Below are 22,956 nucleotides of genomic sequence, written 5' to 3' on the forward strand. Positions count from 1 at the left end.
GCCGCCCCCGCCGAGCTGGGCTGTCAGGGCAGCAGGACGTCGCGCATCCGGGCCCCGAGCCACCGCTGGAACGACTCGGCCGGCCAACCGCACCGCAGTACGAGGGAGCCGTAGTGCGCCGGGTCGTTGTAGAACCACAGTTCGTCGATCGACCGCTCCAGGTCGGCGCCCTGCCGTAGCGGTCCGTCGAAGGTGCGGACCCGCTCGGACATCAGCGGCGCCCGGCGAGATCAGGCGGTTCAGCGACCCGGCGGACCCTCGTGGTCGGCGCCCGAGGCGGAGGACAGGCGACGGACGGCGTCCGCCACCGCGAGGTGCCGGGCGGTCTCGGCGCGGATGCCGTCTGCGGCGAGCACGTCCCGCTGCTCCCCGGTGTAGCCGATGCAGTCGAGGAAGACGACGTCGGCTCCACCCGCCGCGACGTGTCGCCCGGCGGCCGCCACCTCGTCGAGTCCCGCCGTGTAGGGATCCACAGCCGCGGCGGCCACGGAGCGGCCCAGGCGCCCCTCCCACCGGTTCCGGATGTCCGGCAACTGCTCCGGCACGGGGCACAGCACGCCCAGGCGGCCCGCACCGACGAGCCGCGCCACGAGGTCGTGGGCGAGGTCCTCCGCGTGCAGCACCGGCACCGCCGCCGGGCCGTGCTCGACGCGGCCGGTGCACAGCACGAGGACGGCACCACAGCGATCGGCCACGCACCGCCGGAGGGCGTCGTCGAGCGCCGAGGCGATGCTCGTCGCGCCGAGGCGTACACGCGAACCGTCCCGCAACCGGGAGACGAGGGTACGCTCCCCGCCGCGGGGCGCCAGCCGGGCGATGCCGTCCGCGTCGAGGTGGTCCAGCGCGCCGTGTTCGACCCAGTCGACGCCGGAGAGGGCGGCCTCGACGTCGGGGATGAGGTCGACGCGGGGCGCCTGGCCGATCGTGACGAGACCGAGTTTCGGCCGCCCGCGGCGCGCCCCGCCGTCAGCGGCTACGTGTGTCACGCCGCCTCCTTCTCGGGCAGGTCCGCGGCTGCGACGCCGCGCTCGACGATGCGGCGCCGCACGGCCCGGTCGACCCGCGCGGTGGGGTCGGCGACCGGAATCGCGGCGAGGAGCGCCTTGGTGTAGGGGTGCTGCGGCGCTCTGAAGATCTGCTCGACGGTGCCCTGCTCGACGACGCGGCCCTGGCTCATGACGACGATCTCGTCGGCCATCATCTCGACGACCGACAGGTCGTGCGAGATGAAGACGTAGGTGAGCCCGAGGTCCCGCTGCAACCGCCTCATGAGGTCGAGCACCTGGGCCTGCACCGACACGTCGAGCGCGGACACGGGCTCGTCGCAGACGACGAGGCTCGGGTTGAGGATGAGGGCCCGCGCGATGCCGATCCGCTGGCGCTGACCCCCCGAGAACTCGTGCGGGAAGCGGTCCATGTCCTCCTCCCGCAGGCCGACCGTCTCGAGGACCTCGACGATGCGGGCGCGGATCGCCGCGTCGTCGAGGTCCGTGTGCAGTCGCAGCGGCTCGGCGAGGGCCCGGTGGATCGTCCACCGCGGGTCGAGCGAGGCGTACGTGTCCTGGAAGACGATCTGCATCTCGGAGCGGAGCCGGCGCATCTCGTCGTCACCCGCCGCGAGGAGGTCGACCCCGTTGAACGTCACCGCCCCCGACGTCGGCTCGTGCAGGCGCAGCAGCGCCCGACCGGTCGTCGACTTGCCCGAACCGGACTCGCCGACGATGGCGAGCGTGCGGCCCCGGCGGACCCGGAAGGACACGCCGTCGACCGCCTTGACGGTCTCGGCCGGACGTCCCAGCCGGCGGCGTCGCCCGGCGAAGACCTTCGTCAGGTCGGTGACCTCCAGCAGCACCGGGGCGTCGTCGTCGGGTGCGTCGGTGCGTGCCGACTGCGAGCGGTCGGGCGCCGCGTCCTGCTCGGCGAGCGCCTCGACCGCCTCGACGACGTGCCCGTTGGCGGACGGGATGAAGCTGAGCAGCCGCTTCGTGTAGTCGGCCTGCGGCGCGGCGAAGATCCGCTCCGTCGGCGCCGTCTCCTGTAGTTCGCCGCCGTACATCACGGCGACCCGCTGGCAGGTCTGGGCCACGACACCGAGATCGTGCGTGATGAGCAGGACAGCCGTCCCGTGCTGCTCCTGCAGGTCCATGATGAGGTCGAGGATCTGCAGCTGGGTCGTCACGTCGAGCGCGGTCGTCGGCTCGTCGGCGATGAGCAGCTTCGGCTCGCACGCCATGGCCATCGCGATCATGACGCGCTGGCGCATTCCGCCGGACAGCTCGTGCGGGTACCCCGCGAGGACGCGTGCGGTGTTGCGGATCCCCACCATGTCGAGCAGTTCGCCCGCTCGGTCCGCCGCCCTCCGTCGGCCGAGGCGCATGTGCTGGCGCAACGGCTCGATGAGCTGGTCGCGGATCGTGAAGACCGGGTTGAGCGCGGTCATCGGCTCCTGGAAGATCGTCGCGATGTCCTTGCCGCGGATCCCGCGCAGCTGCCGGTCCGACAGCGCGGCGAGGTCGCGCCCGTCGAAGCGGATGTGCCCGCCGGTGATGTGCGCCTGCCGCGCCGGCAGCAGTCCCGTGATCGACATGGCCGTGACGCTCTTGCCCGAGCCCGACTCGCCGACCAGCCCGACCATCTCGCCGCGCGCGATGGTCAGGTCGAGGCCCCGGACCGGGTGGATCGGGCCGCGGGACGTGTCGATACGGATCGAGAGGTTCTCGATCGACAGCAGGGTCTCAGCCATGTCCGTGCTCCTTGTTCCGTACGCCGCTGGGCTCGGTCGCCCGCGCCCGCTCAGGCGTCCGCGGGGGCCTTGCCGCTCGTCTGCAGATGGGTGGCCGGGCCGTAGAGGGTCTCGAGGAGCGCCGCCTGGGCCTCGTCGTGGAAGGACACCGCACCCGCGGTGAAGCCCTTGGCCACCTCGACGGCGAAGCGCGCGGCCAGGGCGATGTCCACCTCGTGACTCGCGCCGGTCGCGCAGCCCGCGACGGGCGTCACCGTGGTGATGGCGACACCGACGACGGGCGCGGCCGTCGCGACGGCCGGCTGGAGGATCGAGTTGAGGTGGTGGAGGCCGTTGCCGTAGGGCGTGATGTCCTGCGTCGACAGCGGGAAGACGACGGCGGGCTCACCCGACACGGTCTCCAGGACGCCGACGAGGTCGGCGCTCGCGGGAAGGATGTAGCCGGCGCGGACCGTCGGGGAGATGGCGATGCCGCGGTGGTTGACGACGCGGTTGCCCTTCGTGGTGTCGATGGACAGGACGGCGTCCATCTCCGGGGTGACCTCGTGCTCGTTCATCGCCGTGATGTCGACGGGCGAGTCCATGAAGGGCACGGGGTCGTGCGGTCGGGTCGGCGCGTCGGGGCAGATGTGCGTCGAGATGACGACGTCGCCGGGCAGGACGTCGCCGCGGGCGTGCATCGCGAGGAGCTTGGCGGCCGTGGCGACGGCGGCGGTCGCCCCGTCGCCGTCGGACACGTAGCCGATGAGCTCCGGGCGGGCGCCGATGCCGCCGAGGCGCCCGACGACGCCGAGCGTCGGGGCGTCGCCGCCGACGGTCTTGCCGCGGCTGCCCGGGACGGTGACCTGGATGAAGTCGGTCGAGCCGCGCTCGCCCGCGACCGTCGCGACGGTGATCGAGCAGGCGTCGTCGCAGAGGGTACGCAGGTGCTCGGCGACGAGCTTGCCCGACGCGTCGGGACGGTCGAGGAGGTCGAGGGCCGTGAGGACGTGGGACAGCACGATCATTCGCTTTCGACAGCGGTCTCGGCGACGCCGAGGTACCGGAGGGTGGTCAGGGCGTAGGTCTTCGCGGCGAGGACGACGTCGGCGACGGGTGCCCTCTCGTCGAAGCCGTGGATGGTGGCCAGCTCGGCCGGGCCGTACTGGAGCACGGGAATGCCGTGGCTGCGGAAGGTACGGGCGTCGGAGGACGCCCACTGGAGCACGCCCTCCGCGGTGGGGTCACCGGTCAGTTCGCGCAGGGCCGCCACGAGTTCGGTGACGACGGGGTCGCTCGGCAGCGTCCAGTTCGGCTCGCTGCGGAAGCCGGTGGGCTCGATCGTCGCCTCGACGCCCGCCTCGGCGAGCAGCTCGTCGACCCGGGCGAGGACCTCGGCGCGCGACAACCCGATGGGTACGCGGGTGTCGACGTCGACGACGCACCGGTCCGCGACGACGTTGGAGGACGTACCGCCGTGGATGGTGCCGATGTTGACGGTGACGTGCTCGAAGACGGCGCCGATGCCGGGGGCGTAGCCCTCGCGCTCCTCGGCGAACGTCTTCGACCGCTCGATGAGCTCGACCACGTCCTCGGGCGGGGACGGCTTCATGTCCCAGAGCTGCTGGAGGGCGACGACGGCCCGGGCCGCGAGGAGGTTCGCGCTGACGCCGTGCAACGGCTGGAGGCTGCCGTGCCCCGGCTTGCCGTCGATCGTCATGCGGAACCAGTTGCTGCCCTTCTGGCCGATCGTCGGGTGCGTGCGTTCGGCGGGCTCGGCGATGATCGCGCCGGTCGCGCCGTCGAGGACGCCCTGGTCGAGCAGCCAGTCCGCGCCGCGCGAGCCGCCCTGCTCCTCGTCGGGGACCGCCGCGAGCGACAGCTTCCCGGCGAGCGGGACCCCGAGGCGGTGGAGGACGACGAGCGTGTGGATGACGCCGGCGAGGCCCGCCTTCATGTCGCTGGCCCCGCGACCGCGGAGGTAGCCGTCGACGATGTCGCCCGCGAAGGGCGGAAACGTCCAGCGGCTGAGGTCACCGACGGGGACGACGTCGGTGTGGCCGGCGAGCACGAGGTGGCGCGCCGAAGTGGGATCGTCGTCCACCGCGGCGTTGCTCGCGGCACGGTGGACGACGATGCTGAGGCGACCATCGCCCGCGTCGTGGACCTCGGGGTCGAGGCCCGCGGCGCGCAGGTGGTCGGCGATGAACCTGCCGATGTCCGTGCAGTCCCCCGGCGGGTTCTCGCTCGGGATGCGGATGAGGTCTCCGGCGAGCGTCAGCAGTTCGTCCCGGGTGCGCTCGATCTCGTCGAGGACTCGGGTCTCCCAGTCGGGGGATGTCGTGGTCACGTCAGGCTCCAGGTGTCGTGTTCGCCTGTGGGGGTCGGGATTCGCGACGGGTGAGGGAGGCGGCCGCCGGGCACGTCGTGCTGGCGGCGGGCCCGGCGGCTCGCCTCTCCTTCTCCCGCGTCAGCCCTTGTTGCTCAGCTGGAAGAAGCGGATGATCCCGTCGGGGTACGAGGTGTACCCCTGCACGCCCTCGCGCTCCGCGACGACGATGTTGTACTCGTAGAGGTACGCCCACGGCGCCTGGGTGTTGATGATCTCCTGCGCCTTGCCGTACAGGTCGTTCCGGACGTTCTGGTCCGTCTCGGTCGAGGCCTGCTTCCAGAGCCTGTCGACCTCGGGGTTGTGGAAGTTGGCGTAGTTGCTCGTGCCGTCGCTCGTCAGCAGGAGGCCGAGGTGGTAGCCCGGGTCGTTGACGAAGGAGGTCCAGCGGGTGATGTAGCTCTGCACCTTCTTGGTCGCGAGCGCCTCGAGGAACTGCGCGCGGGCCATCTTGTTGATGTTCATCTTCACGCCGATCTTCGCCAGCTCGGCCTGGATGAGGACGGCGTCGTCCGACCAGTCGTCGAAGCCGCTGCCGAGGGTGAAGTCGAAGCTGAAGCCGTCGGGGTAGCCGGCCTCCGCGAGCAGCGCCTTGGCCTTGTCGAGGTCGTGCGAGTAGACGTAGCCGGCGTCGCTGAAGCCCGGGGTCGAGCTGGCCACGGACGAGCGCATCGGCGACGCCTGGCCCTTCATGACGTCGCTGATCAGCTTGTCGTACGGGATCGCGTACGAGATGGCCTGCCGGACCTTCGGGTTGTCGAACGGCTTGACGGCGTTGTTCATCCCGAAGAAGAGGACCTTGTTGCTGGCCCGGGAGTCGATGGTGACACCGGACTGCTTCGACAGGCTGTCGACGTCCTTCGCCGGCACCTCGAGCGCGAGGTCGACCTCGCCCTTGGTGAGGAGCTGGACCCGGTTGCTCGCCTCGCCGATGAACTTCGTGTTGATCTTGCGCAGGGCGGGCTTCTCACCCCAGTACGTGTCGTTGCGATCGAGCACGGCCTCCGTCGCGGGGTCCCACTTCGTCAGCCGGTAGGGGCCGGAGCCCGCGGTGTGCGTGTCGAGCCACTTGGCGCCGCCCTCGGCGTTGACCTTGTCGATGTTGATGATCGAGAACGAGTACATCGGCAGGATCTGGAGGAAGAGGTGGTTCGGCGCCTTGAGGTCGATCTGCACCGTCTGGGGGTCGATCGCCTTCACGGTGTCGATGCCGGCCATGCCGTACAGGAAGCTCGCCGAGCTCGACTTCTTGATGAAGTCGAAGCTCTTGACGACGTCGTCGGAGTCGAGGGGCGAGCCGTCCTCGAACTTGATGCCCTGCCGCAGCGTGAAGGTGTAGCTCTTCGCGTCGTCGCTGGCCTTCCACGACTCCGCGAGCATCGGCACGATCTTGTCGGTCTTGGCGGTCGGCTTGCCGTCCGTCGTCGTGCGGTCGTACGTGACGAGCTGGTCGTAGGCCGCCACGACGAACGTGTCGGAGGTGACGTCGTTGGCCTCGGCGGGGTTGAGGGTCTTGCCGCCCTCGGAGTAGGCGGCGACGAGGGTGTCCTTGGCGGTCCCGTCGCCCTGCGAGGAGCCGCCCTGGTTGGCGTTGGCTCCACAGCCGGCTGCGACGAAGACGAGGGCGACCGCGGCGGCCGCGGTGGCGCTGCGCTTCACTCTGTGCTCCTTGAGGTCGGAGTGGGGGAAGGGACGGGCGGATGGGCTGGCGTCCGTGGCAGGTCCGCACCGGGGGTCATCGGCTCGTCCGCAGGCGCGGATCGAGGACGTCCCGAAGGCCGTCGCCGATGAGGTTGAAGCCGAGAATCGAGGTGGCGATGGCGATGCCGGGGAATACGGTCATCCACCACTCGCCGCTGATGATGTAGCCACGGCCGTCCGAGATCATGACGCCCCACTCCGGCGTCGGCGGCTGCGCGCCGAGACCGATGAAGCTGAGCGAGGCGGCCGTGAGGATCGCGTAGCCCATACCGAGGGTCGATCGCACGAGGATCGGGGCGACGGTGTTCGGGACGATGTGGCGGACGAGGATCGTTCGGTCGCGCAGGCCGATGGCGCGGCCCGCCTCGACGAAGTCACGCTCACGCAGCGAACGGGTCTGGCTGTAGACGATGCGGGCGAACTCGGGGATGCCGACGACGCCCACGGCGACCATCGCGCTCGCCAGCCCCGGGCCGAGGGCGGCGGCGATCGCCATGGCCAGCACGAGCGACGGGAAGGCGAGGAGCACGTCCATCACCCGCATGAGCACCGCGCTCACCGCGCCGCCGACGAAGCCCGAGACGGCGCCGATCGGAACACCGATGAGAAGCGAGATCCCGACGGCGATGAGCCCGGTCCAGAGCGAGATCCGTCCGCCGGCGAGCACCCGGGCGAGGATGTCCCGGCCGAAGTTGTCCGTGCCGAAGAGGTGGGCGCTGGAGGGCGGTTCGAGGAGCCCTCCGGCTCCGGTCTCGGTGGGCGAGTACGGCAGCAGGCTGGCCACGAGAGCGCCGATGGTCCAGATCGCGATGAAGACGAGACCGACCATCGCCAGGCGGTTGCGGAACAGGAGGCGCCAGGCCGTCGTGGGCCTCGACCCCGCCCGGTCGGACGACCCGACCCGGTGGCCCCTCGCGGTGGCGGACACGCTGGTGTCAGGCATTCTCGATCCTCGGGTCCAGGCGGGCGTTGAGCAGGTCGACGCAGAGGTTGACCGTCAGGTAGATGACCGCGGCGAGCAGGGTGAAGGCCTGGACCGGCGCATAGTCGGTCGCGAGGACGGACTGGACGACGTAGAAGCCGATGCCGGGCCAGCTGAAGACCGTCTCGGTGATGACCGCGCCGCCGAGGAGCTGGCCGAACTGCAGGCCGACGACGGTCACGATGACGGGGGCGGCGTTCTTCAGCGCGTGCTTGAGGATGACCTTGGCCGGCGGCAGGCCCTTGGAGCGAGCCGTCCGTACGTAGTCCTGGTTGATCACCTCGAGCATCTCGGACCTGGTCATCCGGGCGATGATCGCCGTGCTCCCGGTCGCGAGGCACAGGGCCGGCCAGATGATGTGGGCCAGTGACGACTTGAGCGCGACGATGTCACCGGTCAGGAGCGAGTCGAGGACGTAGAGCCCCGTGATCGACGTCGGGGGGTTGACGTCCTGGGCGATGCGGCCCAGCGGAGCCGGCTCCCACCCGAGCTTGTTGTAGCAGACGAAGATCACGATGAGGGCGAGCCAGAAGAGCGGCATCGACGCCCCGACCAGCGAGAAGATGCGGCTGGCGTGATCAACGGGCCGGTCACGACGCGTCGCGCTGACGACACCGATCGGAACCCCCACGACCAGCGAGATGACGATCGCCACGACGGCGAGCTCGACCGTCGCCGGCAGCCGGGAGGCGAAGTCCGTGAGGACGGGCTGCCCGGTGTGCCACGCGAACCCGAAGTCTCCGGTGAAGAGGCCGCGCACGTAGGTGACGAACTGGGCGACCAGTGGCTGGTCGAGCCCCATCTCGGCGCGGATCCTCTCGACCGTCGCCGGGTCGGCCTGCTCCCCCGCGAGGGTCCGGGCCGGGTCACCGGGCAGGACGCGCGTGAGAAGGAAGATGCAGAGCACGACACCGAGGAGTGCCGGGATCATCGCGAGAACTCGTCGCACGACGCGGTTCACGGCCACCTCCAATCTGCGCTTCATGGGGCCTGACCTGGTCTCGGCGCCAAGGATTCGCTCGCCCGACACCCACCTGCAATAGTTTCTCTGTATATGAGAAGGCGTCCCGAGCTGGGTCGGGGTGCGGTAGGTTCTCACATGTCCCACCCATCCCGGAGGACCCATGTCAGACAACGGCGCCCGCCCCCGCTCGCCGCTCCAGACCGTGGACCGCGCCCTGGAGGTCCTTCTGTCGTTCACCGAGCGGCGCCGCGACTGGGGCGTGCTGGAGCTCGCCGAGGCCTTCGGCATCGACAAGTCGACCGCGCAGCGGATCCTCGCCGCGCTCGCCGCGCGCGGCTTCCTCAGCGCCGATCCGGTGACCCGGCGCTACAGCCTCGGGCCGACGATGTGGCGGATGGCCGCCGTCTGGGAGCGCACGGGAGGGCTGGCCGCCCTGGCCCAGCGGGTGCTCGAGCCGCTCGCCTTCCAGACCGATCGCACGGCCCTCTTCGCCGTCCCGGACGGGCTGCACGTCCGCTGCGTCGCCGCCGTCAACGGGGGCGAGCCCCTGCGCAGCCACCCGCTCGTCGGCGAGCTGTATCCGGCCAACGCGGGCGCCACCTCCCGCGGCTACTTCGCCTTCCTCGACAGCAACGAACGGCGTGCCCTCATCTCCGGTCGCGTCTTCGCGACGTTCACGGAGCTGACAAAGATCGACGAGCACGAGCTCGAGCGGCTCTTCGTCGAGACCGTCGCGCGGGGCTACGCCTACTCGGAGGGCGAGTACGACTACGCCACCCGGGCGCTCGCCGTTCCCATCGTGCTCAGGGGGCGGCCCGTCGGCTCGCTCAGCCTGGGCGAGAGCAAGTATCCGGCGCGTCCCGACGACATCCGGGACCACCTGCCCGCGCTACAGGCCGCGGCGGAACAACTGGCCGCCCTGCTCGACAACCGGGCGAACTCGGCCGCCGCACCCCGGCAGGCCAGGACGGGCCGGGCCCTGAGCCCCGCGCGGACGAGCCAGACCGGCAACATCGGGGAGACACCATGACCCAGGCCCGCCACGACCTCCTGCTCCTGTCCAACTCGACGGCGCCGGGGCGGGCCTACCTGGAGCACGCGCGCGACGCCATCCTCGATGCACTCGACGGCCTGCGCTCCATCGTCTTCGTCCCCTTCGCGCTGGCGGACCACGACGGCTACACCAACACGGTCCGGCGGGCCATGGAGCCGCTGGGCATCAGCGTCAGAGGAGCGCACGAGGGTACGCCACGCGACCTGGTCGCCGGCGCCGAGGCGGTCTTCGTCGGCGGCGGCAACACCTTCCGCCTGGTCAAGGCGATCCACGAGCTCGACCTGATCAGCGTCGTGCGGGCCCGGGCAGCCGAGGGAATGCCCTACATCGGGTCGAGCGCCGGCACCAACGTCGCGACGCCGAGCCTGCGTACGACGAACGACATGCCGATCGTCCAGCCGCCGTCCTTCGAGACCTTCGGTCTCGTGCCCTTCCAGATCAACCCCCACTACCTGGACCCGGACCCGGCCTCGACGCACCAGGGTGAGACCCGGGAGGAGCGGCTCACGCAGTTCCTCGAGGAAAACGACGTTCCCGTGCTCGGCATGCGCGAGGGCACCTGGCTGCGGGTGCGCGACGGCGCGATGCGGCTCGACGGCGTCGCGGCGGGCGGGCGAATCTTCCGTCGGGGTTCCGCGCCGGTCGAGGTTCCGAGCGGCGCCGATGTGACCTGGCTCGTCGAGCGGGTGGGTTCGTTCGACACCCCCCGCTGAAACCGATCGGTCGGGGCACCGGTCGCGCCAGCGCGATGGCCCGGTGCCATCTCGGCGAGCAGGCCGATGTCGCAGGTCCAGTGGCTTATGGTGAGAGGCCGGAGCCGCCACAGCCGCACGCCGGCACGAGGCGGACGCCCACGAACCGAAGGTTGTCCGGCCGAGAGGTGCACCGTTGACCGAGAGGACGCCGCCGCGCCGGGTGCCGACGGCCCGGAGCCGCTGCTCGGCCGGTCAGACCCGGCCATGTGCGCGGCTGACCGGTGCCGCCGTCGGCACGATCCACGTCGACCACCGCTGAGATGGACTGGGCCGGATGGGCGCTGTTCGGGTTGGTCGCCACCGTGGCGCTCACCGCGGCGCTGATCGCCGCCCAGTTGGCCGGCCTCACCCGCCTCGACCTTCCCCTGGTGCTCGGGGCCCTCGTCACCGAGGATCCCGACCGGGCCCGGATCGCCGGGTTCTTCATCCATCTCTGCGCCGGCCAGGGCTTCGCCCTCGGTTACGCGGCCGCGTTCGCCCTGCTGCACCGCGCCAACTGGTGGATCGGGGCGCTGTTCGGGATGCTCCACGTCGGGATCGCGCTGACGGTGCTCCTGCCGCTGCTTCCGGGTGTCCACCCGCGGATGGCCTCGCAGCGGGCGGGCCCGGCCAGCACCGCCGTGCTGGAGCCGCCCGGCCTGTTCGCGCTCAACTACGGCATCCAGACGCCGGCCGTCGCGGCCGTCGTCCATGTCATGTACGGGGTCGTCCTCGGACTGCTCCTCAAGGCCCACTGATCCGCGCCCCGAGACCGTCTCCACCGCCGCGCCCACCCGCGCGACCTGCCAGGAAGCAAACCCCATGACCGGCCGCCCGGACGTCACATGTCCCCGGCCCCCGACGCCGCCGATCGGCGACTACGGGCTGCTGGGCGACACCCGCACCGCCGCCCTCGTCGCCGGCGACGGCGGGATCGACTGGCTCTGCGTCCCCCGCTTCGACGGCGACCCCCTGTTCGGCCGGCTGGTCGGGGGCCCCGAGGCGGGAACCTTCCGGGTCGGCCCGGCCCGGCCTGCGGCGGTCGTCGAACGACGTTACCGGCAGCACACCGCCACACTGACGACGACCTGGGCGGCGGGCAGCGGCCGCCTCACCCTCACCGAGGCCATGGTGGCCGAGATCAGCGGCCGCCTGCTGCCCACGACACTGGTCGTGCGGCGGCTGTCGGCCGAGGAGGACGCGGTCGACGCCGTCGTCGAGTTCGACCCCCGCCTCGGCGCACGACACCGCCGGCCCCGAGTCCACCACCGGCGTCAGGCGCTGGTGTGCGAATGGGGGTCGCTCGCGGTCTCGCTGGGCAGCGCACCCGGCCTCACCCTCGCCCCGGGCCGGCCGACCCGGATCACGGTCAGGCCGGGCCGGGACGTCACCCTCGTGCTGGCTGTGGCCCACCGCGAACCGCTGATCCACGTCGAGCCGGCGGCAGCCTGGGAACTGCTCCTGGAGGACGAGGACCGGTGGCGGGCCTGGACCGCGGAAATCGACGAATCGCTGCCTTTCCGGGAACACGTCGTACGAAGCCTGCTGACCCTGCGGCTGTTGACGTACTCGCCGTCGCAGGCCCCGGTGGCGGCGCCCACCACGTCACTGCCCGAGGACCCCGGCGGCATCCGGAACTGGGACTACCGCTACGTCTGGCCCCGTGACGCCAGCATCGGCGTCAGCGCCTTCCTCAGCGTCGGCAAGCCCGACGAGGCCCACGGTTTCCTCGCCTGGCTGTTGCACGCCAGCCGGCTGCAGCGGCCCCGCCTGCCGGCGCTGCTCACCCTCCACGGCCGCCACGTACCGGCGGAACGGGCACTGCCCGGCTGGCCCGGCTATCTCGACAGCGCCCCGGTGCGGGTCGGCAACGGCGCCGCCGGCCAACACCAGCTCGACGGCTACGGCTGGGTGATCGACGCCGCCTGGGCGTTCGCCCAGGCAGGGCACCGCCTCTACCCGGAGACGTGGCGGGCGGTGCGCGGCTTCGCCGACCTGGTCGCCCGTTGCTGGCAGGAGCCCGACGCCGGCATCTGGGAGGTGCGCGCACCCGCCCAACACGTACATTCCAAGCTCATGGGCTGGCTCGCCCTGGACCGAGCCCTGCGCATCGCCGACACCCACCCGCTGCCGGACCGTCAACGTCGGCGCTGGCAGAAGACCCGGGATGCCATCGCCGCCGATGTCCGAACACGCGGCTTCGACCCGACGGCGGGCAGCTACGTCCGCAGCTACGACTCCCGGGACCTCGACGCGGCCCTGCTCGTCCTGCCGCTGCTGGGCATGGACGGCATCGCGTCGCCCCGGGTGCGTGGCACCATCGACGCCATTCGGGACAGGCTCTCCGCCGGCGGTCCACTCCTCTACCGCTACCCGCCGGGACGCGACGGCTTCCCCGGCACCGAAGGGGCGTTCCTGCCCTGCTCGTTCTGGCTCGTACAGGCCCTCGCCCGGACCGGGCGCCGCCGCGAGGCGGTCGACCTGTTCCAGACCATGCTCGACCACGCCAGCCCACTCGGCCTCTACGCCGAAGAACTGGACCCCGCGACCGGCGCCCACCTGGGCAACTACCCCCAGACGCTGACCCACGCCGCGCTCGTCCAGGCCGCACTGGCGATACGGGACGCCCCCGCGCCTGCCCCTGGATCCGCCTGACTGCTCGACAGGACGCCGCGCCTGCCGGGCCACGGCCGGGTGCCGGTGCGTGCGGCGCCGCGGCCCGATCAGGGGACGAGCGCGCGCAGCGGCACGCTCGGGTCGGCGAGCCGGCCCAGGTCCACCTCCCGTCCGGCCCAGCCAGCGCGCACCAGGGCCTGGATGTCGTCCTGCACATCCCAGACGTTCACGTTCATCCCGGCGAGCACCCGGCCGGCCGACACCCAGAACGCGAGGAACTGCGGGGGTGCGCCGTCGTGGACGGCCGGATCGCCGCGGAAGACCACACGGTCGTAGCCGCCCGGCTCGACCCAGCCCGCGTACTCCATGCCCAGGTCGTACTGGTCGTTGACATCCTCCCCCGCCTAAACGCGGGGGATTCCCACCCTCGCAGGTTGGGGTTCCTGGTTCACCGCAGACCGCACGGAAGGAGATCCTTCGTGTCTGACGTCCGCTCCGCAGGCGTTTTTCGTCTCGACCAGCCCGGCCGCGACGGCGATGTTCTGAGCGGCGTTGACGTCCCGGTCATGCCGGGTGCCGCAACCCGGACACCGCCAGTGGCGCATGCCGAGGGAGAGTGTGGCGAGCAGATGCCCGCACGCCGAGCAGGTCTTCGACGACGGGTACCAGCGGTCCACCACGGCGAGGGTGCGGCCGTCGCGATGGGCCTTGTAGGTGAGCAGGGTACGGAACTCCGCCCAGCCGGTACGGGAGATCGATCTGGCCAGGGACCGGTTGCGGACCATGTTCGCCACGGCCAGGTCCTCCACAGCGATGGCGTCGAACCGGCGTACCAGGGTGGTGGACTGTTGGTGGAGGAAGTCCCGGCGGGCGTCGCGTACCCGCGAATACGCACGGGCGACCTTCCGCTTGGCTTTGGCGCGGTTGGCGGAGCCCTTCTGCCGGCGGGCCATCATCCGCTGGTACCGCTTGAGTCGGCGCTCCCGACGCTCCATGTGCTTCGGATGCGGGATGCGCTCGCCGGTGGACAGCACCGCGAAGTCGGTCAACCCGAGGTCCACACCCACCACCTGACCGGTGGCTTCGGGTGCGACGGGTGCCCCGATGTCGACGGCGAACGTCACGAACCAACGGCCGTCCGGGTCACGGGACACCGTCACCGTCGTCGGATCCAACCCGGCCACGTCCACGCCGGGCCACGACCACACGAACCGCAGCACACCCGGTGTCTTCCCCAACGTCAGGTTCCCGCCACGCATCCGCAACGCCGACCGGGTGAAGCTCGCGGACTGGCGGCCGTGCCGGGACTTGTAGCGCGGATACCGGGCCCGCTTCTGAAAGAAGGCGGTCATGGCGGTGTGCTGGTGCCGCAGCGTCTGCTGCAACGACACCGACGACACCTCACCCAGAAACGCCAGGTCGGGCTGCTTTTTCATCTCGGTCAGCGCCCGATCCGTCTCCGCGTACGAGGTCGACCTGCCCTCAGCGCGGTAACGAGCACGACGGGCGGCGAGAGTGCGGTTCCACACCACCCGGACGCAACCGAACGTGCGGCTCAGCACCACCACCTGTTCCGGGGTCGGATACGCCCGACACCTGTACGCCGTCCGCACAGAACCCAGCCAACCAGAAAGGACAGTCATGGTTGACGGCGCGTCCGCCATTCCTCCCCGCCCTGAAGGACGGGGCATCCTGGCGGTGATCCGGTGACCGTGGACGACCCGTGGACCGGGGTGAGCGCCCTGGTCGACCCGTCCCGGCGCGCTCTCTACGACTACGTGCGGCGCGCCGGCCACCCGGTCAGCCGGGAAGAGGCCGGCGACGCCACCGGGACGTCCCGGGGCCTGGCCGCGTTCCACCTCGACAAGCTCGTCGACGCCGGCCTGCTCCAGGCCAGGTACCAGGCACCGCCCGGCCCCCTGCGCGGCCGAGGCCGCACCCCGAAGGTGTACGAGCCCGTCGGCGAGGGGGTCACCGTAACCATCCCCGAGCGCCGCTACCAGCTCATCGCGGAGATCCTCGCCGCCGCCGTCGACGACGACCCCGGCCACGCGGACCGGGCCGCCGGACGGCATGCCCACGAACGCGGACGAGCCATCGGCGCCGCACTCGCCGCCGATGGCGCCGACCTCACCACGGCGCTGACCGACCTCGGTTTCGAGCCCCACCCCACCACCGACCGGGTCCTGCTACGCAACTGCCCGTTCCACGGGCTGGCCGCCCGCCACACCGCCCTCGTCTGCGGGCTGAACCACGCCTTCCTCGCCGGCCTGCTCCACGGGCTCGGCGCCACCGACCGGCACGCCGCCCTCGCACCCCGCCCCGGCCACTGCTGCGTCGAACTCGCCTCGGCACCGAGCGGCATTCACCCCGGCCCGTAGCAGGCGCCCGCGGTCCTCGGCGCGCCCCGGCATTCAGCCAGCCGGCGATGCGCGGCGACCACCACCCACACGGCACCGGGAGTCCCACCGCAACTCCGCTGCGGGCGGCCACCGGACGCCGACGCCGGCGTGCTGCCGGCGTCGGCGTCGGTCGTCCGTGTCGTGGACGGACGGGTCGGCGGAACCCGGTCCGGGCCGCCGTCCCGGCCCGGTATCAGTGGATGAGGATGGGGCTCTTCCCCTGCTCCGCCTGCGGGTCGTCGGGCGTTTGCGACGGCTCGTTCCGGCGGGGCATGAGGAAGGCCGGGACGAACGTGACCAGCACGAGGGCGAGCGCCACCCAGAACGTGGTGGCGAACGAGTCGGCGGCGAAGTCGAGCCCCCGTTCGACGAGCCCCGGCGGGACCGGCACCTGCTGGGTCAGCTCCGGCTGCTGCTGGGCGGCGATGGCCAGGCCGGCCTCGGTGAGCGGCTTACCGCTCGGGTCCGTCACGCCGGGGATCGGCCGGGAGCCGTTCAGCTCGTTGGTGAGGATCACCGACATCAGCGCGGCGCCGACGGAACCACCGATCTGCTGGAGGATGTTGACCAGCGTGGAGCCACGGGCCACCTCCTGGGGGTGCAGGGTCTTCAGCGCCGCGGTCATGATCGGCATCATGGTGGCGCCCATGCCCAGACCCATGACGAACAGAGAACCGCACAGCAGCCAGTACGAGGTGTGCACGTCCACCTGGGTGAAGGCGAAGAACCCGAGGACGATCAGCACCAGCGCGAACGGCACCGTACGACCGACCGGCACCCGGTCGGCGAGCGTCCCGGCGAGCGGCATGGTGATCATGGCGCCGATGCCCTGCGGCGCGATGAGCAGGCCGGCGGCCAGCGTCGACTCACCGCGCACCTGGAGGAAGTAGCTGGGGAAGAGCAGCCCGGCGCCCATGAACGCGATGATGAACACGAACATGGTCACCGTCGCGATGGTGAGGTTGCGGTTGGCGAACAGCCGCAGGTCGACCAGCGGGTGCCGGGGCTTGAAGGAGTAGCGGACGAACGCCACCAGGAGCACGGCACCGACGAGCATGGGGGCCCACACCTTCGCGTCGGCGAAGGTGCCGACCTCGGGCAGCGAGGAGACGCCGTAGAGGAACAGGGCGAGGCCCGGCGACAGCATCAGCATGCCGAGGAAGTCGAACGACTCCGACGGCTCGGGGTTGTCCTTCGGCAGAGCCAGCTGGGCGTAGACGAGCGTGACGGCGCCGATGGGCAGGTTGATCAGGAAGATCCAGTGCCAGCTCGCCGTGTCGATCAGCCAGCCGCCGAGGATCGGGCCGCCGATCGGCCCGAGCAACATCGGGATGCCGAGGACGGCCATCAGGCGGCCGATCCGGTGCGGCCCGGCCGCCCGGGTCATGATCGTCATGCCGAGGGGCAACAGCATGCCGCCGCCGAGCCCCTGGAGGACGCGGTAGGCGATGAGCTGCCCGATCGTGTCGGCGGTGGCGCACAGGCCGGACCCGATCGTGAACAGCGCGAGCGCGACCATGTAGAGGCGCTTCGTGCCGAACCGGTCGGCGGCCCACCCGCTGAGCGGGATCACCGTGGCAAGCGCGAGGGTGTAGGCGGTCATCGTCCACGCGACCCGGGCGTAGGACGCGTCGAACTCGGACTGGAAGGTCGGCAGCGCGACAGTCACCACCGTCACGTCGAGGATCGACATGATGGCGCCGAGGACGACCACCCCCGCCACCTTGAGGACCGCGGCGTCGAGCTTGTCCGCTGTCGCGGCAGGTTGTTGGGTCACGAAGAAGTCTCCTGGAATCGGTTCGGCCGGCGTGAGACGGGTGGCTGCGGCGTGCCGCGACCACGAGTCACGAAAGATGTCGCCCGCGAGGGGCGACACTCGCGCAGCCTAACGACCGGCACCGACATTCCGCTGCGGATTACCGGCGGCCGTCGCACAGCCCACACCAAGACATCGGCCCGGCACCCACCGAACCCGGCCTGGCCGGCCCCCTGACCGACGCGCACCGGCAGACCCCGTACGGTCTGCCGGCGGCGCCGCGGGAACACCGGCTCCAGCGGTCAACCGGCCGCCGTTCGACCAGGGGCCCGACGACTCAGGCGGGCCGGTACCACCGGGCGGGCACGCGCAGGTGACGGATCGCCCGCCGGTGGCGGGTGAACGCGACGTGCACGTCACCCGCGGTGTCCACCACCATCGACGGGTAGCTCAGCTCGCGGTTGACCCCGTCGCGGGAGTTGTTCGACAGGGCGACCGCGTCGCGACGGCTCGGCGTGCCGGAGCCGCTGCCACCACGATCCCCAGCCGTCGTGGTCGTGGTGGTGCGGCCCATGGCCCTGGTCGCCGAGGTCGTGGGTGCCTGCGGACACCGAGCCTCCCCACGTGCTCCGGCGTGGCCACTCCCCGCCGGTTCCACGGCGGACGATACGTGCCCAACCTGCCGTGCGACAACGCTGCGACTGCCAATGACCAGCGACAACACGCTTCGGGCAGCGGTTCACCCGCTGACCGTTGCCCGCCGCTCCTCGTCGTCGCGGTCGACGGGCCTCACGCACGGCGTCGTGGCGTGGCCGGCTCCGGGTCGCCATGAGGGTGGGCAGGTTGTCGCGTACCGGTTGACAGCCGGAGCTAATCGCATTAGCTTTAAGGCTATGATGATTAGCCAAATCGGCCGCCGGCCCCGACCCGGAGGCCGGGAGTGCGGTCATGCCTAGGGCCGGGCTGTCCACCGCGGCCGTCGTCGACGCGGCCCTCGACGTCATCGACGACCGGGGCCTGGACGCCCTGACCCTGGCCGCCGTCGCCGAACGCACCGGAGTCGCCGCACCCTCGCTGTACAAGCACGTCGGCAGCCTCGCCCAACTGCGGACACTGATGGGCGCACGGATCATGGAAGAGCTGACCGAGCGCTTCACCGCCGCGTTGGTCGGCCGCAGCGGCGACGACGCGGTCGCCACCCTGATGCGCGCCTACCGTCGCTACGCGCTGGAACACCCGGCCCGCCACGCCGCGATGCCGCCGGATCCGCTGCACGACCCGGCCCTGGCGAGCGCCGGCCTGCGGCTGATCGAGGTCTTCCTCGCGGTGCTGCGCGGCTACGGGCTCGAAGGCGAGGCCGCCATCCACGCCACCCGCTGCCTGCGGTCGATCGCCCACGGCTTCTCCTCGATCGAGACGGCCGGCGGCTTCGGCCTGCCCGAGGACCTGGACACCACCCACGAGCAGCTGACCCACATGTTCATCGCAAGCCTGCCCCGCAGCTGATCTAGTCACCGGAGAAACGATGTCCCCCTCCCCCTCTCGCACCCGCCTCGGCGCCCTCGCCCTCGCCGTCGCCGGCGTCCTGTTCGCCCTCTACCCGGCGACCCGGCCGTGGCACGACGAATCCACGGTCGACGGCGCGACCCGGGCGATGAGTTCCGACTGGTGGGTCGCCTCGCACCTGTTCGCCATGATCGGCTTCATCCTGGTGACGCTGGGCCTGCTCGCCGTACGCGACGTGGTCAGGCACACCCGGGCCGAGCGGCTCGCCTTCACCGCCGTCGTGACCGGCTGGATCGGCGTGGGGCTGGTCCTGCCCTACTACGGCGCCGAGGACTTCGGCCTGCACGCCATCGCCGGCACGTCCGCCGCGGGTCAGCCCCTTGATCTGCTCGACGTGGTCGACACGGTCCGGTACAACCCGGTCGCGGTCACCACGTTCGGGATCGGTCTGATCGCGCTCGCGGTGTCGGCGGTCGTGATCGCCATGGCGGTCTGGCGCTCGGGGGTGCTGCCGCGCCTCAGCGGTGTCCTCTTCGCGCTCGGCTTCGCCCTCTTCCTCCCGCAGTTCTACACACCCGCCGCCGTCCGGATCGCACACGGCCTGCTCGTCGCGGTCGGATCGGCCTGGCTCGCGCTGGCACTCTGGCGGTCGAGGCTCGACTGAGCCCTCCCCCACAACGCTCTCGGCGACGCCGGAGACCGGTCGAGTGGTCGCTCCCCTGTCGTAGCGACCACGAACGTGCGGGCCAATGCTCCGGCCACGGGCACCACGGGCCGCCCCGCCGCCGGTGGCTCACCTCCGGCGGGGTCGCACGTCCTCCGCGGACGCCCCGCCGGACGGCACCCTGGACGACGCGCTGCCGCGCCACCAGTACAGGGGCTCGGGGCGGCCGGTGCTGCCGTACCGCAGCTTCAGCTCCACCTTCCCGGCGCGGGCGAGGTCGGCCAGGTAGCGCTGGGCGGTGGCGCGGGAGACGCCGACCAGGTCGGCGACCTCCACCGCGGTCACCGGCCGGCCGGCGTCGCGGATCGCGGCGAGCACCTGCTGCGCGGTGACCGACGACCGGCCCTTCGGCAGCGCCGCGGCCGGCGTGTCGTGCTGGTGCAGCAGCGCCATCGCCTGGTCGATCTCGGCCTGGCTGAGCTCGCGCTCCGCGCCGAGGCACTCACGATATCGGCGCTAGGCGACCAGCCGGTCGACCAGTTGCTGCGCGGTGAACGGTTTGAGGAGGTAGTTCAGCGCTCCGGCGCCCAGCGCGGCGGTGCTCGCGGCCGCCGTGCTGTTCGGCACCGTCTGAGGCCGTTGGTCGGCGGCCCTTCCGGGTACGCCGGGTGGATGGCCGACCTGCTGGAGGACGGAGACATCTACTTCCTCTACCGACCCCGCGTCGCGGAGGAGCACGTCGACTCCCTGGACGAGGTGCAGCGGCTGCTGGTGGTGCTTCACCCGTGGCACGGGAGGCACCTGCGGCTGCTGGTGATCGGCCGGAAACGCCTGCCCGGCATCGAGGAACACGACCGCTTCTGGGCGTTCGTCGACGAGGTGGTGGACCGGCCGGAGCAGCTGCACGAGGCGCTGCGGGCGCGCGCGTACGGGACGCGGACCCGCGGCCGGCGGGAGCAGCCGCCGGCCCGACCCGCCGCCGAGGGCGCGTACGTGATCGCCCGGCACGACGACCACACCCACCTCGCGTACCAGCTCGAACTCCCGCTGCGGCTCGGCGAGGCGCAGCACGACCTCAGCATCGAGCCGGAGGCGAGCTACATCGTCACGGTGAAGAACCCGCAGGCGCCCTCCCCGCCCGGGGTGGGGCTCCAGGCATCCCGCAGGGTCAACCTGCCGGCCGCGCTGCAGCGCAGGTTCCACGGTCGCCGCTTCGCCCCGCTCGACCCGCCGGGCTTCCTCGACCACCCCGGGACCGAACTCGTGCTCATCGGCGCAGCCCATGACGCCTCCGCGGAGCTACGGATCGACCTGGACGCCGAGGTCGACCGGGCGCAGCGGAGCACCGTCTTCGGGGACCTACGGATCGGCCGCCGGGAGCGGCCGGTCACCCCGCTCTTCGAAGGCGAGTGGGCCTGACCGGCGCGCCTGGGTGACCGATGTCAGCAACCTGCGTACCTGGCGGATCCAGCGTCGGATCACCTGACCCTGCGAGGTCCCGGGGTCGTCGTCCTGTCAGGCCTGCCCGCGGGACGTCCACCCCTGGCGGTGGAGCCTGTCGAAGCCATCGAGCAGCAGGTCGAGGGCGAACTCGAACTCGAACTGGTCGTCGCAGCCGCCGCCCACGACCGACCCGTCGTCGTGGGCGGCGGCGGACGTGACTATCTCCGCGATGTGGGGGTACCTGCCGGCGAGGTCGCGGAACATGGTCGCCGCCAGCTCCGGGTCAGCGGGCAGCGGCGACCCGGGAAACAGTTCCTGGGTGAACCCCCACACCCGGCTGCCGAGAGCGTGCATCACGTGGTGGGTGAGGTCCGCGGAGAAACCGCCGGCCCGGAACATGCCGACGATCGAGTTCAGGTAGTCCAGGACGACCAGGGTGGGCCGCGGGCGGGACTCGATCACGCGCGAGGCCCAGGGGTGGCGTAGCAGCGCACGTCGCGCCGACAGGATGCGCCGGCGGATCGCCGGCTTCCAGTCGCTGCCGCCGGCCGGCGGATCGATCTCACCGACGATGACGTCGACCATGCCGTCGAGGAGTTCGTCCTTGTTGGCCACGTGCTTGTAGAGCGCCATCGGCACGACGCCCAGTTCCTGGGCGAGGTTGCGCATGCTCACCGCGTCGATGCCGTTGTCGTCGGCGAGCGCGACGGCGGCGCGCAGCACCCGGTCCCGGTTGAGTGGGGCCCGGCGCACACCGTCCGCCTGCAGCTGGGCCATGTTCGTCGCCTTCCCTTGAGCGGTCGCCAAACCGTACCCCCTCTTGACGGTGTACGACGTACACCCTACTCTGACCGTTAGGTGTACGCCGTACACCTCTCACCGCCGCGTCGACGTGGCCACCCGGAAGAGGAAGGGATCTGCCATGACCTCCCCGACCAAGCGAGAGTGGCTGGTGCCCGGTGGGTTGATACTGCTCAGCGCCGTTCCGGTGATCGCCGGCGCCGCCCGGCTCACGGAGCTCACCGGCGGCGCGACGGTCACGCCGGACAACGCCCGGTTCGTCGCCTCGCCGGCACCCGTGCTGGTGCACATCGTCGCCGCGAGCCTGTTCTGCCTCCTGGGCGCGTTCCAGTTCGCCCGCCGCCTCCGCCGCCGCAGACCCGGCTGGCACCGGATCGCCGGGCGACTGCTGATCCCCTGCGGGCTCGCCGCCGCGCTGTCGGGCCTGTGGATGACCGTGTTCTACCCCCGCCCACCCGCCGACGACGTGCTCCTGACCCCGATCCGGCTCGGCGCCGGCTCGGCGATGGCCTGCTGCATCGTTCTCGGCGTCGCGGCCGTCCGGCGCCGCGACATCCCGCGGCACCAGGCCTGGATGGCCCGCGGCTACGCCATCGGCCTCGGCGCGGGCACGCAGGTCCTGACCCACCTGCCCTGGATGCTGCTGGCCGGCCCGCCCAGCGGACACACCCGCGTACTGCTGGTGACCGCCGGCTGGGTGATCAACCTGGCCGTGGCGGAGTGGGCGCTGCGCAGGCGGCGGACCAAGCCGGGCCGCACCGCCGGAGAGCTCGCCGAGCCCTCGCCGGCCGCCCGGGCTGCCGCGAGGCCGCAGCAGCCGCCGGCACCGGCGACGTCGCTCGCGCGGACGCCCACCTCAGGCGGCAGTTTGTGATCTAGGTCACCGACCGTCGCCGCGTCAGGCCACCGCCCGACCGCCCACGGCGCGCCCGAACCGGCCGGACCTGCGACTCCCGCAGGTCCGGCCGGTCGCGTCCCGACGGCCCCGGCGCCGGCACGTCCGTCGCCGCCAGCCAAGGGGCGCCTGTCCTGTCGGTCACTACTGTTAGCGTTCGCTGCGTTGTCGATCGTGGCCGATTCCTCACGAAATCTGGCTATTTTGCCACTGCGGAGGGTGTTCCTGATGGGCTGGCTACCGGTGGGAGACTCGTACGAGATCTCTCTCGTGGACGGAAAGGTGGCAGCCCGGTCTGCCGGCCCGCAGGCCACCGGCCGTCCACTG

The 22,956-nt window shown here is 71.6% G+C and carries 23 protein-coding genes; 9 read left to right on the forward strand and 14 right to left on the reverse strand.

Annotation, left to right across the window (positions count from 1 at the left end):
• Positions 1-23 precede the first annotated feature (23 nt).
• From JD77_RS27490 to JD77_RS27525, 8 genes are all read right to left on the reverse strand, one after another.
• On the reverse strand, positions 24-212 hold the full coding sequence (locus tag JD77_RS27490) for a hypothetical protein (RefSeq protein WP_145776786.1): 189 nt from the start codon (positions 210-212) through the stop codon (positions 24-26).
• Positions 213-239: 27 nt separating this feature from the next.
• The gene (locus tag JD77_RS27495) at positions 240-986 is read right to left on the reverse strand and encodes an AroM family protein (RefSeq protein ID WP_145776787.1); all 747 of its coding nucleotides are present in this window, start codon (positions 984-986) and stop codon (positions 240-242) included.
• Complete coding sequence (locus tag JD77_RS27500) at positions 983-2,743, reverse strand: ABC transporter ATP-binding protein (RefSeq protein WP_145776788.1); 1,761 nt, start codon at positions 2,741-2,743, stop codon at positions 983-985. Before JD77_RS27500 ends, JD77_RS27495 begins: the two co-directional genes overlap by 4 nt.
• A gap of 50 nt (positions 2,744-2,793) precedes the next feature.
• The gene (locus tag JD77_RS27505; protein WP_246141022.1) at positions 2,794-3,750 is read right to left on the reverse strand and encodes a DUF1177 domain-containing protein; all 957 of its coding nucleotides are present in this window, start codon (positions 3,748-3,750) and stop codon (positions 2,794-2,796) included.
• Positions 3,747-5,072 carry a M20 family metallopeptidase gene (locus JD77_RS27510; RefSeq protein WP_145776789.1) on the reverse strand — a complete coding sequence of 442 codons (1,326 nt, stop codon included), beginning with the start codon at positions 5,070-5,072 and terminating at the stop codon, positions 3,747-3,749. Before JD77_RS27510 ends, JD77_RS27505 begins: the two co-directional genes overlap by 4 nt.
• Before the next feature lie 120 nt (positions 5,073-5,192).
• Positions 5,193-6,770, reverse strand: coding sequence for an ABC transporter substrate-binding protein (locus JD77_RS27515; RefSeq protein WP_145776790.1), 1,578 nt, complete (start codon positions 6,768-6,770; stop codon positions 5,193-5,195).
• 76 nt (positions 6,771-6,846) lie between these two features.
• Positions 6,847-7,755, reverse strand: coding sequence for an ABC transporter permease (locus tag JD77_RS27520; RefSeq protein WP_145776791.1), 909 nt, complete (start codon positions 7,753-7,755; stop codon positions 6,847-6,849).
• Positions 7,748-8,779 (reverse strand): ABC transporter permease, encoded by a 1,032-nt coding sequence (locus JD77_RS27525; protein ID WP_145776792.1) that lies wholly within the window; start codon positions 8,777-8,779, stop codon positions 7,748-7,750. Before JD77_RS27525 ends, JD77_RS27520 begins: the two co-directional genes overlap by 8 nt.
• A gap of 139 nt (positions 8,780-8,918) precedes the next feature.
• On the opposite strand from JD77_RS27525, the gene JD77_RS27530 reads away from it, so the two are divergent.
• The 4 genes from JD77_RS27530 (at position 8,919) to JD77_RS27545 (ending at position 13,201) form a co-directional block, all read left to right on the forward strand.
• The gene (locus JD77_RS27530; RefSeq protein WP_145776793.1) at positions 8,919-9,788 is read left to right on the forward strand and encodes an IclR family transcriptional regulator; all 870 of its coding nucleotides are present in this window, start codon (positions 8,919-8,921) and stop codon (positions 9,786-9,788) included.
• Positions 9,785-10,525, forward strand: a complete 741-nt coding sequence (gene pepE / locus JD77_RS27535; RefSeq protein WP_145776794.1) for a dipeptidase PepE — start codon at positions 9,785-9,787, stop codon at positions 10,523-10,525. The genes JD77_RS27530 and pepE overlap by 4 nt, the downstream gene beginning before the upstream one ends.
• A 302-nt stretch (positions 10,526-10,827) precedes the next feature.
• Positions 10,828-11,304 (forward strand): hypothetical protein, encoded by a 477-nt coding sequence (locus JD77_RS27540; RefSeq protein WP_145776795.1) that lies wholly within the window; start codon positions 10,828-10,830, stop codon positions 11,302-11,304.
• A gap of 64 nt (positions 11,305-11,368) precedes the next feature.
• Complete coding sequence (locus tag JD77_RS27545; RefSeq protein WP_145776796.1) at positions 11,369-13,201, forward strand: glycoside hydrolase family 15 protein; 1,833 nt, start codon at positions 11,369-11,371, stop codon at positions 13,199-13,201.
• A 68-nt stretch (positions 13,202-13,269) separates the two neighbouring features.
• Here the strand turns inward: JD77_RS27545 and JD77_RS27550 are convergent, their stop codons facing one another.
• Both JD77_RS27550 and JD77_RS27555 read right to left on the reverse strand, forming a co-directional pair.
• On the reverse strand, positions 13,270-13,536 hold the full coding sequence (locus JD77_RS27550; RefSeq protein WP_281292192.1) for an oxidoreductase C-terminal domain-containing protein: 267 nt from the start codon (positions 13,534-13,536) through the stop codon (positions 13,270-13,272).
• 30 nt (positions 13,537-13,566) lie between these two features.
• Complete coding sequence (locus JD77_RS27555) at positions 13,567-14,853, reverse strand: RNA-guided endonuclease InsQ/TnpB family protein (RefSeq protein ID WP_342799667.1); 1,287 nt, start codon at positions 14,851-14,853, stop codon at positions 13,567-13,569.
• A gap of 15 nt (positions 14,854-14,868) precedes the next feature.
• Here JD77_RS27555 and JD77_RS27560 point away from each other — a divergent pair, with 15 nt between their 5' ends.
• Positions 14,869-15,543 carry a helix-turn-helix transcriptional regulator gene (locus JD77_RS27560; RefSeq protein WP_246141025.1) on the forward strand — a complete coding sequence of 225 codons (675 nt, stop codon included), beginning with the start codon at positions 14,869-14,871 and terminating at the stop codon, positions 15,541-15,543.
• Positions 15,544-15,757: 214 nt separating this feature from the next.
• On the opposite strand, the gene JD77_RS27565 is transcribed toward JD77_RS27560, so the two are convergent.
• Both JD77_RS27565 and JD77_RS27570 read right to left on the reverse strand, forming a co-directional pair.
• Positions 15,758-17,341 (reverse strand): DHA2 family efflux MFS transporter permease subunit, encoded by a 1,584-nt coding sequence (locus JD77_RS27565; protein ID WP_145776799.1) that lies wholly within the window; start codon positions 17,339-17,341, stop codon positions 15,758-15,760.
• Positions 17,342-17,657: 316 nt separating this feature from the next.
• Positions 17,658-17,894 carry a hypothetical protein gene (locus tag JD77_RS27570; protein ID WP_145776800.1) on the reverse strand — a complete coding sequence of 79 codons (237 nt, stop codon included), beginning with the start codon at positions 17,892-17,894 and terminating at the stop codon, positions 17,658-17,660.
• 374 nt (positions 17,895-18,268) lie between these two features.
• On the opposite strand from JD77_RS27570, the gene JD77_RS27575 reads away from it, so the two are divergent.
• Together JD77_RS27575 and JD77_RS27580 are read left to right on the forward strand one after the other, a co-directional pair.
• Positions 18,269-18,826, forward strand: a complete 558-nt coding sequence (locus JD77_RS27575; protein WP_145776801.1) for a TetR/AcrR family transcriptional regulator — start codon at positions 18,269-18,271, stop codon at positions 18,824-18,826.
• A 19-nt stretch (positions 18,827-18,845) separates the two neighbouring features.
• A complete protein-coding gene (locus tag JD77_RS27580; protein WP_145776802.1) occupies positions 18,846-19,490 on the forward strand; it encodes a hypothetical protein in 645 nt (214 codons plus the stop codon).
• A 129-nt stretch (positions 19,491-19,619) separates the two neighbouring features.
• On the opposite strand, the gene JD77_RS27585 is transcribed toward JD77_RS27580, so the two are convergent.
• Positions 19,620-19,943, reverse strand: coding sequence for a helix-turn-helix domain-containing protein (locus JD77_RS27585; protein ID WP_145776803.1), 324 nt, complete (start codon positions 19,941-19,943; stop codon positions 19,620-19,622).
• A 219-nt stretch (positions 19,944-20,162) separates the two neighbouring features.
• Here JD77_RS27585 and JD77_RS27590 point away from each other — a divergent pair, with 219 nt between their 5' ends.
• Complete coding sequence (locus JD77_RS27590; RefSeq protein WP_145776804.1) at positions 20,163-20,909, forward strand: hypothetical protein; 747 nt, start codon at positions 20,163-20,165, stop codon at positions 20,907-20,909.
• 96 nt (positions 20,910-21,005) lie between these two features.
• Here the strand turns inward: JD77_RS27590 and JD77_RS27595 are convergent, their stop codons facing one another.
• Entirely contained in the window at positions 21,006-21,710 is a 705-nt protein-coding gene (locus tag JD77_RS27595; protein WP_145776805.1) for a TetR/AcrR family transcriptional regulator, read from the reverse strand.
• Between the two features lie 175 nt (positions 21,711-21,885).
• On the opposite strand from JD77_RS27595, the gene JD77_RS27600 reads away from it, so the two are divergent.
• Positions 21,886-22,608 carry a DUF2306 domain-containing protein gene (locus JD77_RS27600; protein WP_211372857.1) on the forward strand — a complete coding sequence of 241 codons (723 nt, stop codon included), beginning with the start codon at positions 21,886-21,888 and terminating at the stop codon, positions 22,606-22,608.
• Positions 22,609-22,956: the final 348 nt, after the last annotated feature.

Source organism: Micromonospora olivasterospora (genome assembly GCF_007830265.1).
Classification (GTDB): Bacteria; Actinomycetota; Actinomycetes; order Mycobacteriales; family Micromonosporaceae; genus Micromonospora; species Micromonospora olivasterospora.

Excerpts from the sequence above, each read along its gene's own strand:
- JD77_RS27490 (WP_145776786.1), bottom strand. The coding sequence starts at position 212 with ATGTCCGAGCGGGTCCGCACCTTCGACGGACCGCTACGGCAGGGCGCC.
- JD77_RS27525 (WP_145776792.1), bottom strand. The coding sequence starts at position 8,779 with ATGAAGCGCAGATTGGAGGTGGCCGTGAACCGCGTCGTGCGACGAGTT.
- JD77_RS27555 (WP_342799667.1), bottom strand. The coding sequence starts at position 14,853 with ATGCCCCGTCCTTCAGGGCGGGGAGGAATGGCGGACGCGCCGTCAACC.
- JD77_RS27580 (WP_145776802.1), top strand. The coding sequence starts at position 18,846 with ATGTCCCCCTCCCCCTCTCGCACCCGCCTCGGCGCCCTCGCCCTCGCC.
- JD77_RS27590 (WP_145776804.1), top strand. The coding sequence starts at position 20,163 with ATGGCCGACCTGCTGGAGGACGGAGACATCTACTTCCTCTACCGACCC.
- JD77_RS27540 (WP_145776795.1), top strand. The coding sequence starts at position 10,828 with ATGGACTGGGCCGGATGGGCGCTGTTCGGGTTGGTCGCCACCGTGGCG.
- JD77_RS27505 (WP_246141022.1), bottom strand. The coding sequence starts at position 3,750 with ATGATCGTGCTGTCCCACGTCCTCACGGCCCTCGACCTCCTCGACCGT.
- JD77_RS27500 (WP_145776788.1), bottom strand. The coding sequence starts at position 2,743 with ATGGCTGAGACCCTGCTGTCGATCGAGAACCTCTCGATCCGTATCGAC.
- JD77_RS27530 (WP_145776793.1), top strand. The coding sequence starts at position 8,919 with ATGTCAGACAACGGCGCCCGCCCCCGCTCGCCGCTCCAGACCGTGGAC.
- JD77_RS27595 (WP_145776805.1), bottom strand. The coding sequence starts at position 21,710 with ATGGCCCAGCTGCAGGCGGACGGTGTGCGCCGGGCCCCACTCAACCGG.
- JD77_RS27575 (WP_145776801.1), top strand. The coding sequence starts at position 18,269 with ATGCCTAGGGCCGGGCTGTCCACCGCGGCCGTCGTCGACGCGGCCCTC.
- JD77_RS27570 (WP_145776800.1), bottom strand. The coding sequence starts at position 17,894 with ATGGGCCGCACCACCACGACCACGACGGCTGGGGATCGTGGTGGCAGC.
- JD77_RS27520 (WP_145776791.1), bottom strand. The coding sequence starts at position 7,755 with ATGCCTGACACCAGCGTGTCCGCCACCGCGAGGGGCCACCGGGTCGGG.
- pepE (WP_145776794.1), top strand. The coding sequence starts at position 9,785 with ATGACCCAGGCCCGCCACGACCTCCTGCTCCTGTCCAACTCGACGGCG.
- JD77_RS27585 (WP_145776803.1), bottom strand. The coding sequence starts at position 19,943 with ATGGCGCTGCTGCACCAGCACGACACGCCGGCCGCGGCGCTGCCGAAG.
- JD77_RS27545 (WP_145776796.1), top strand. The coding sequence starts at position 11,369 with ATGACCGGCCGCCCGGACGTCACATGTCCCCGGCCCCCGACGCCGCCG.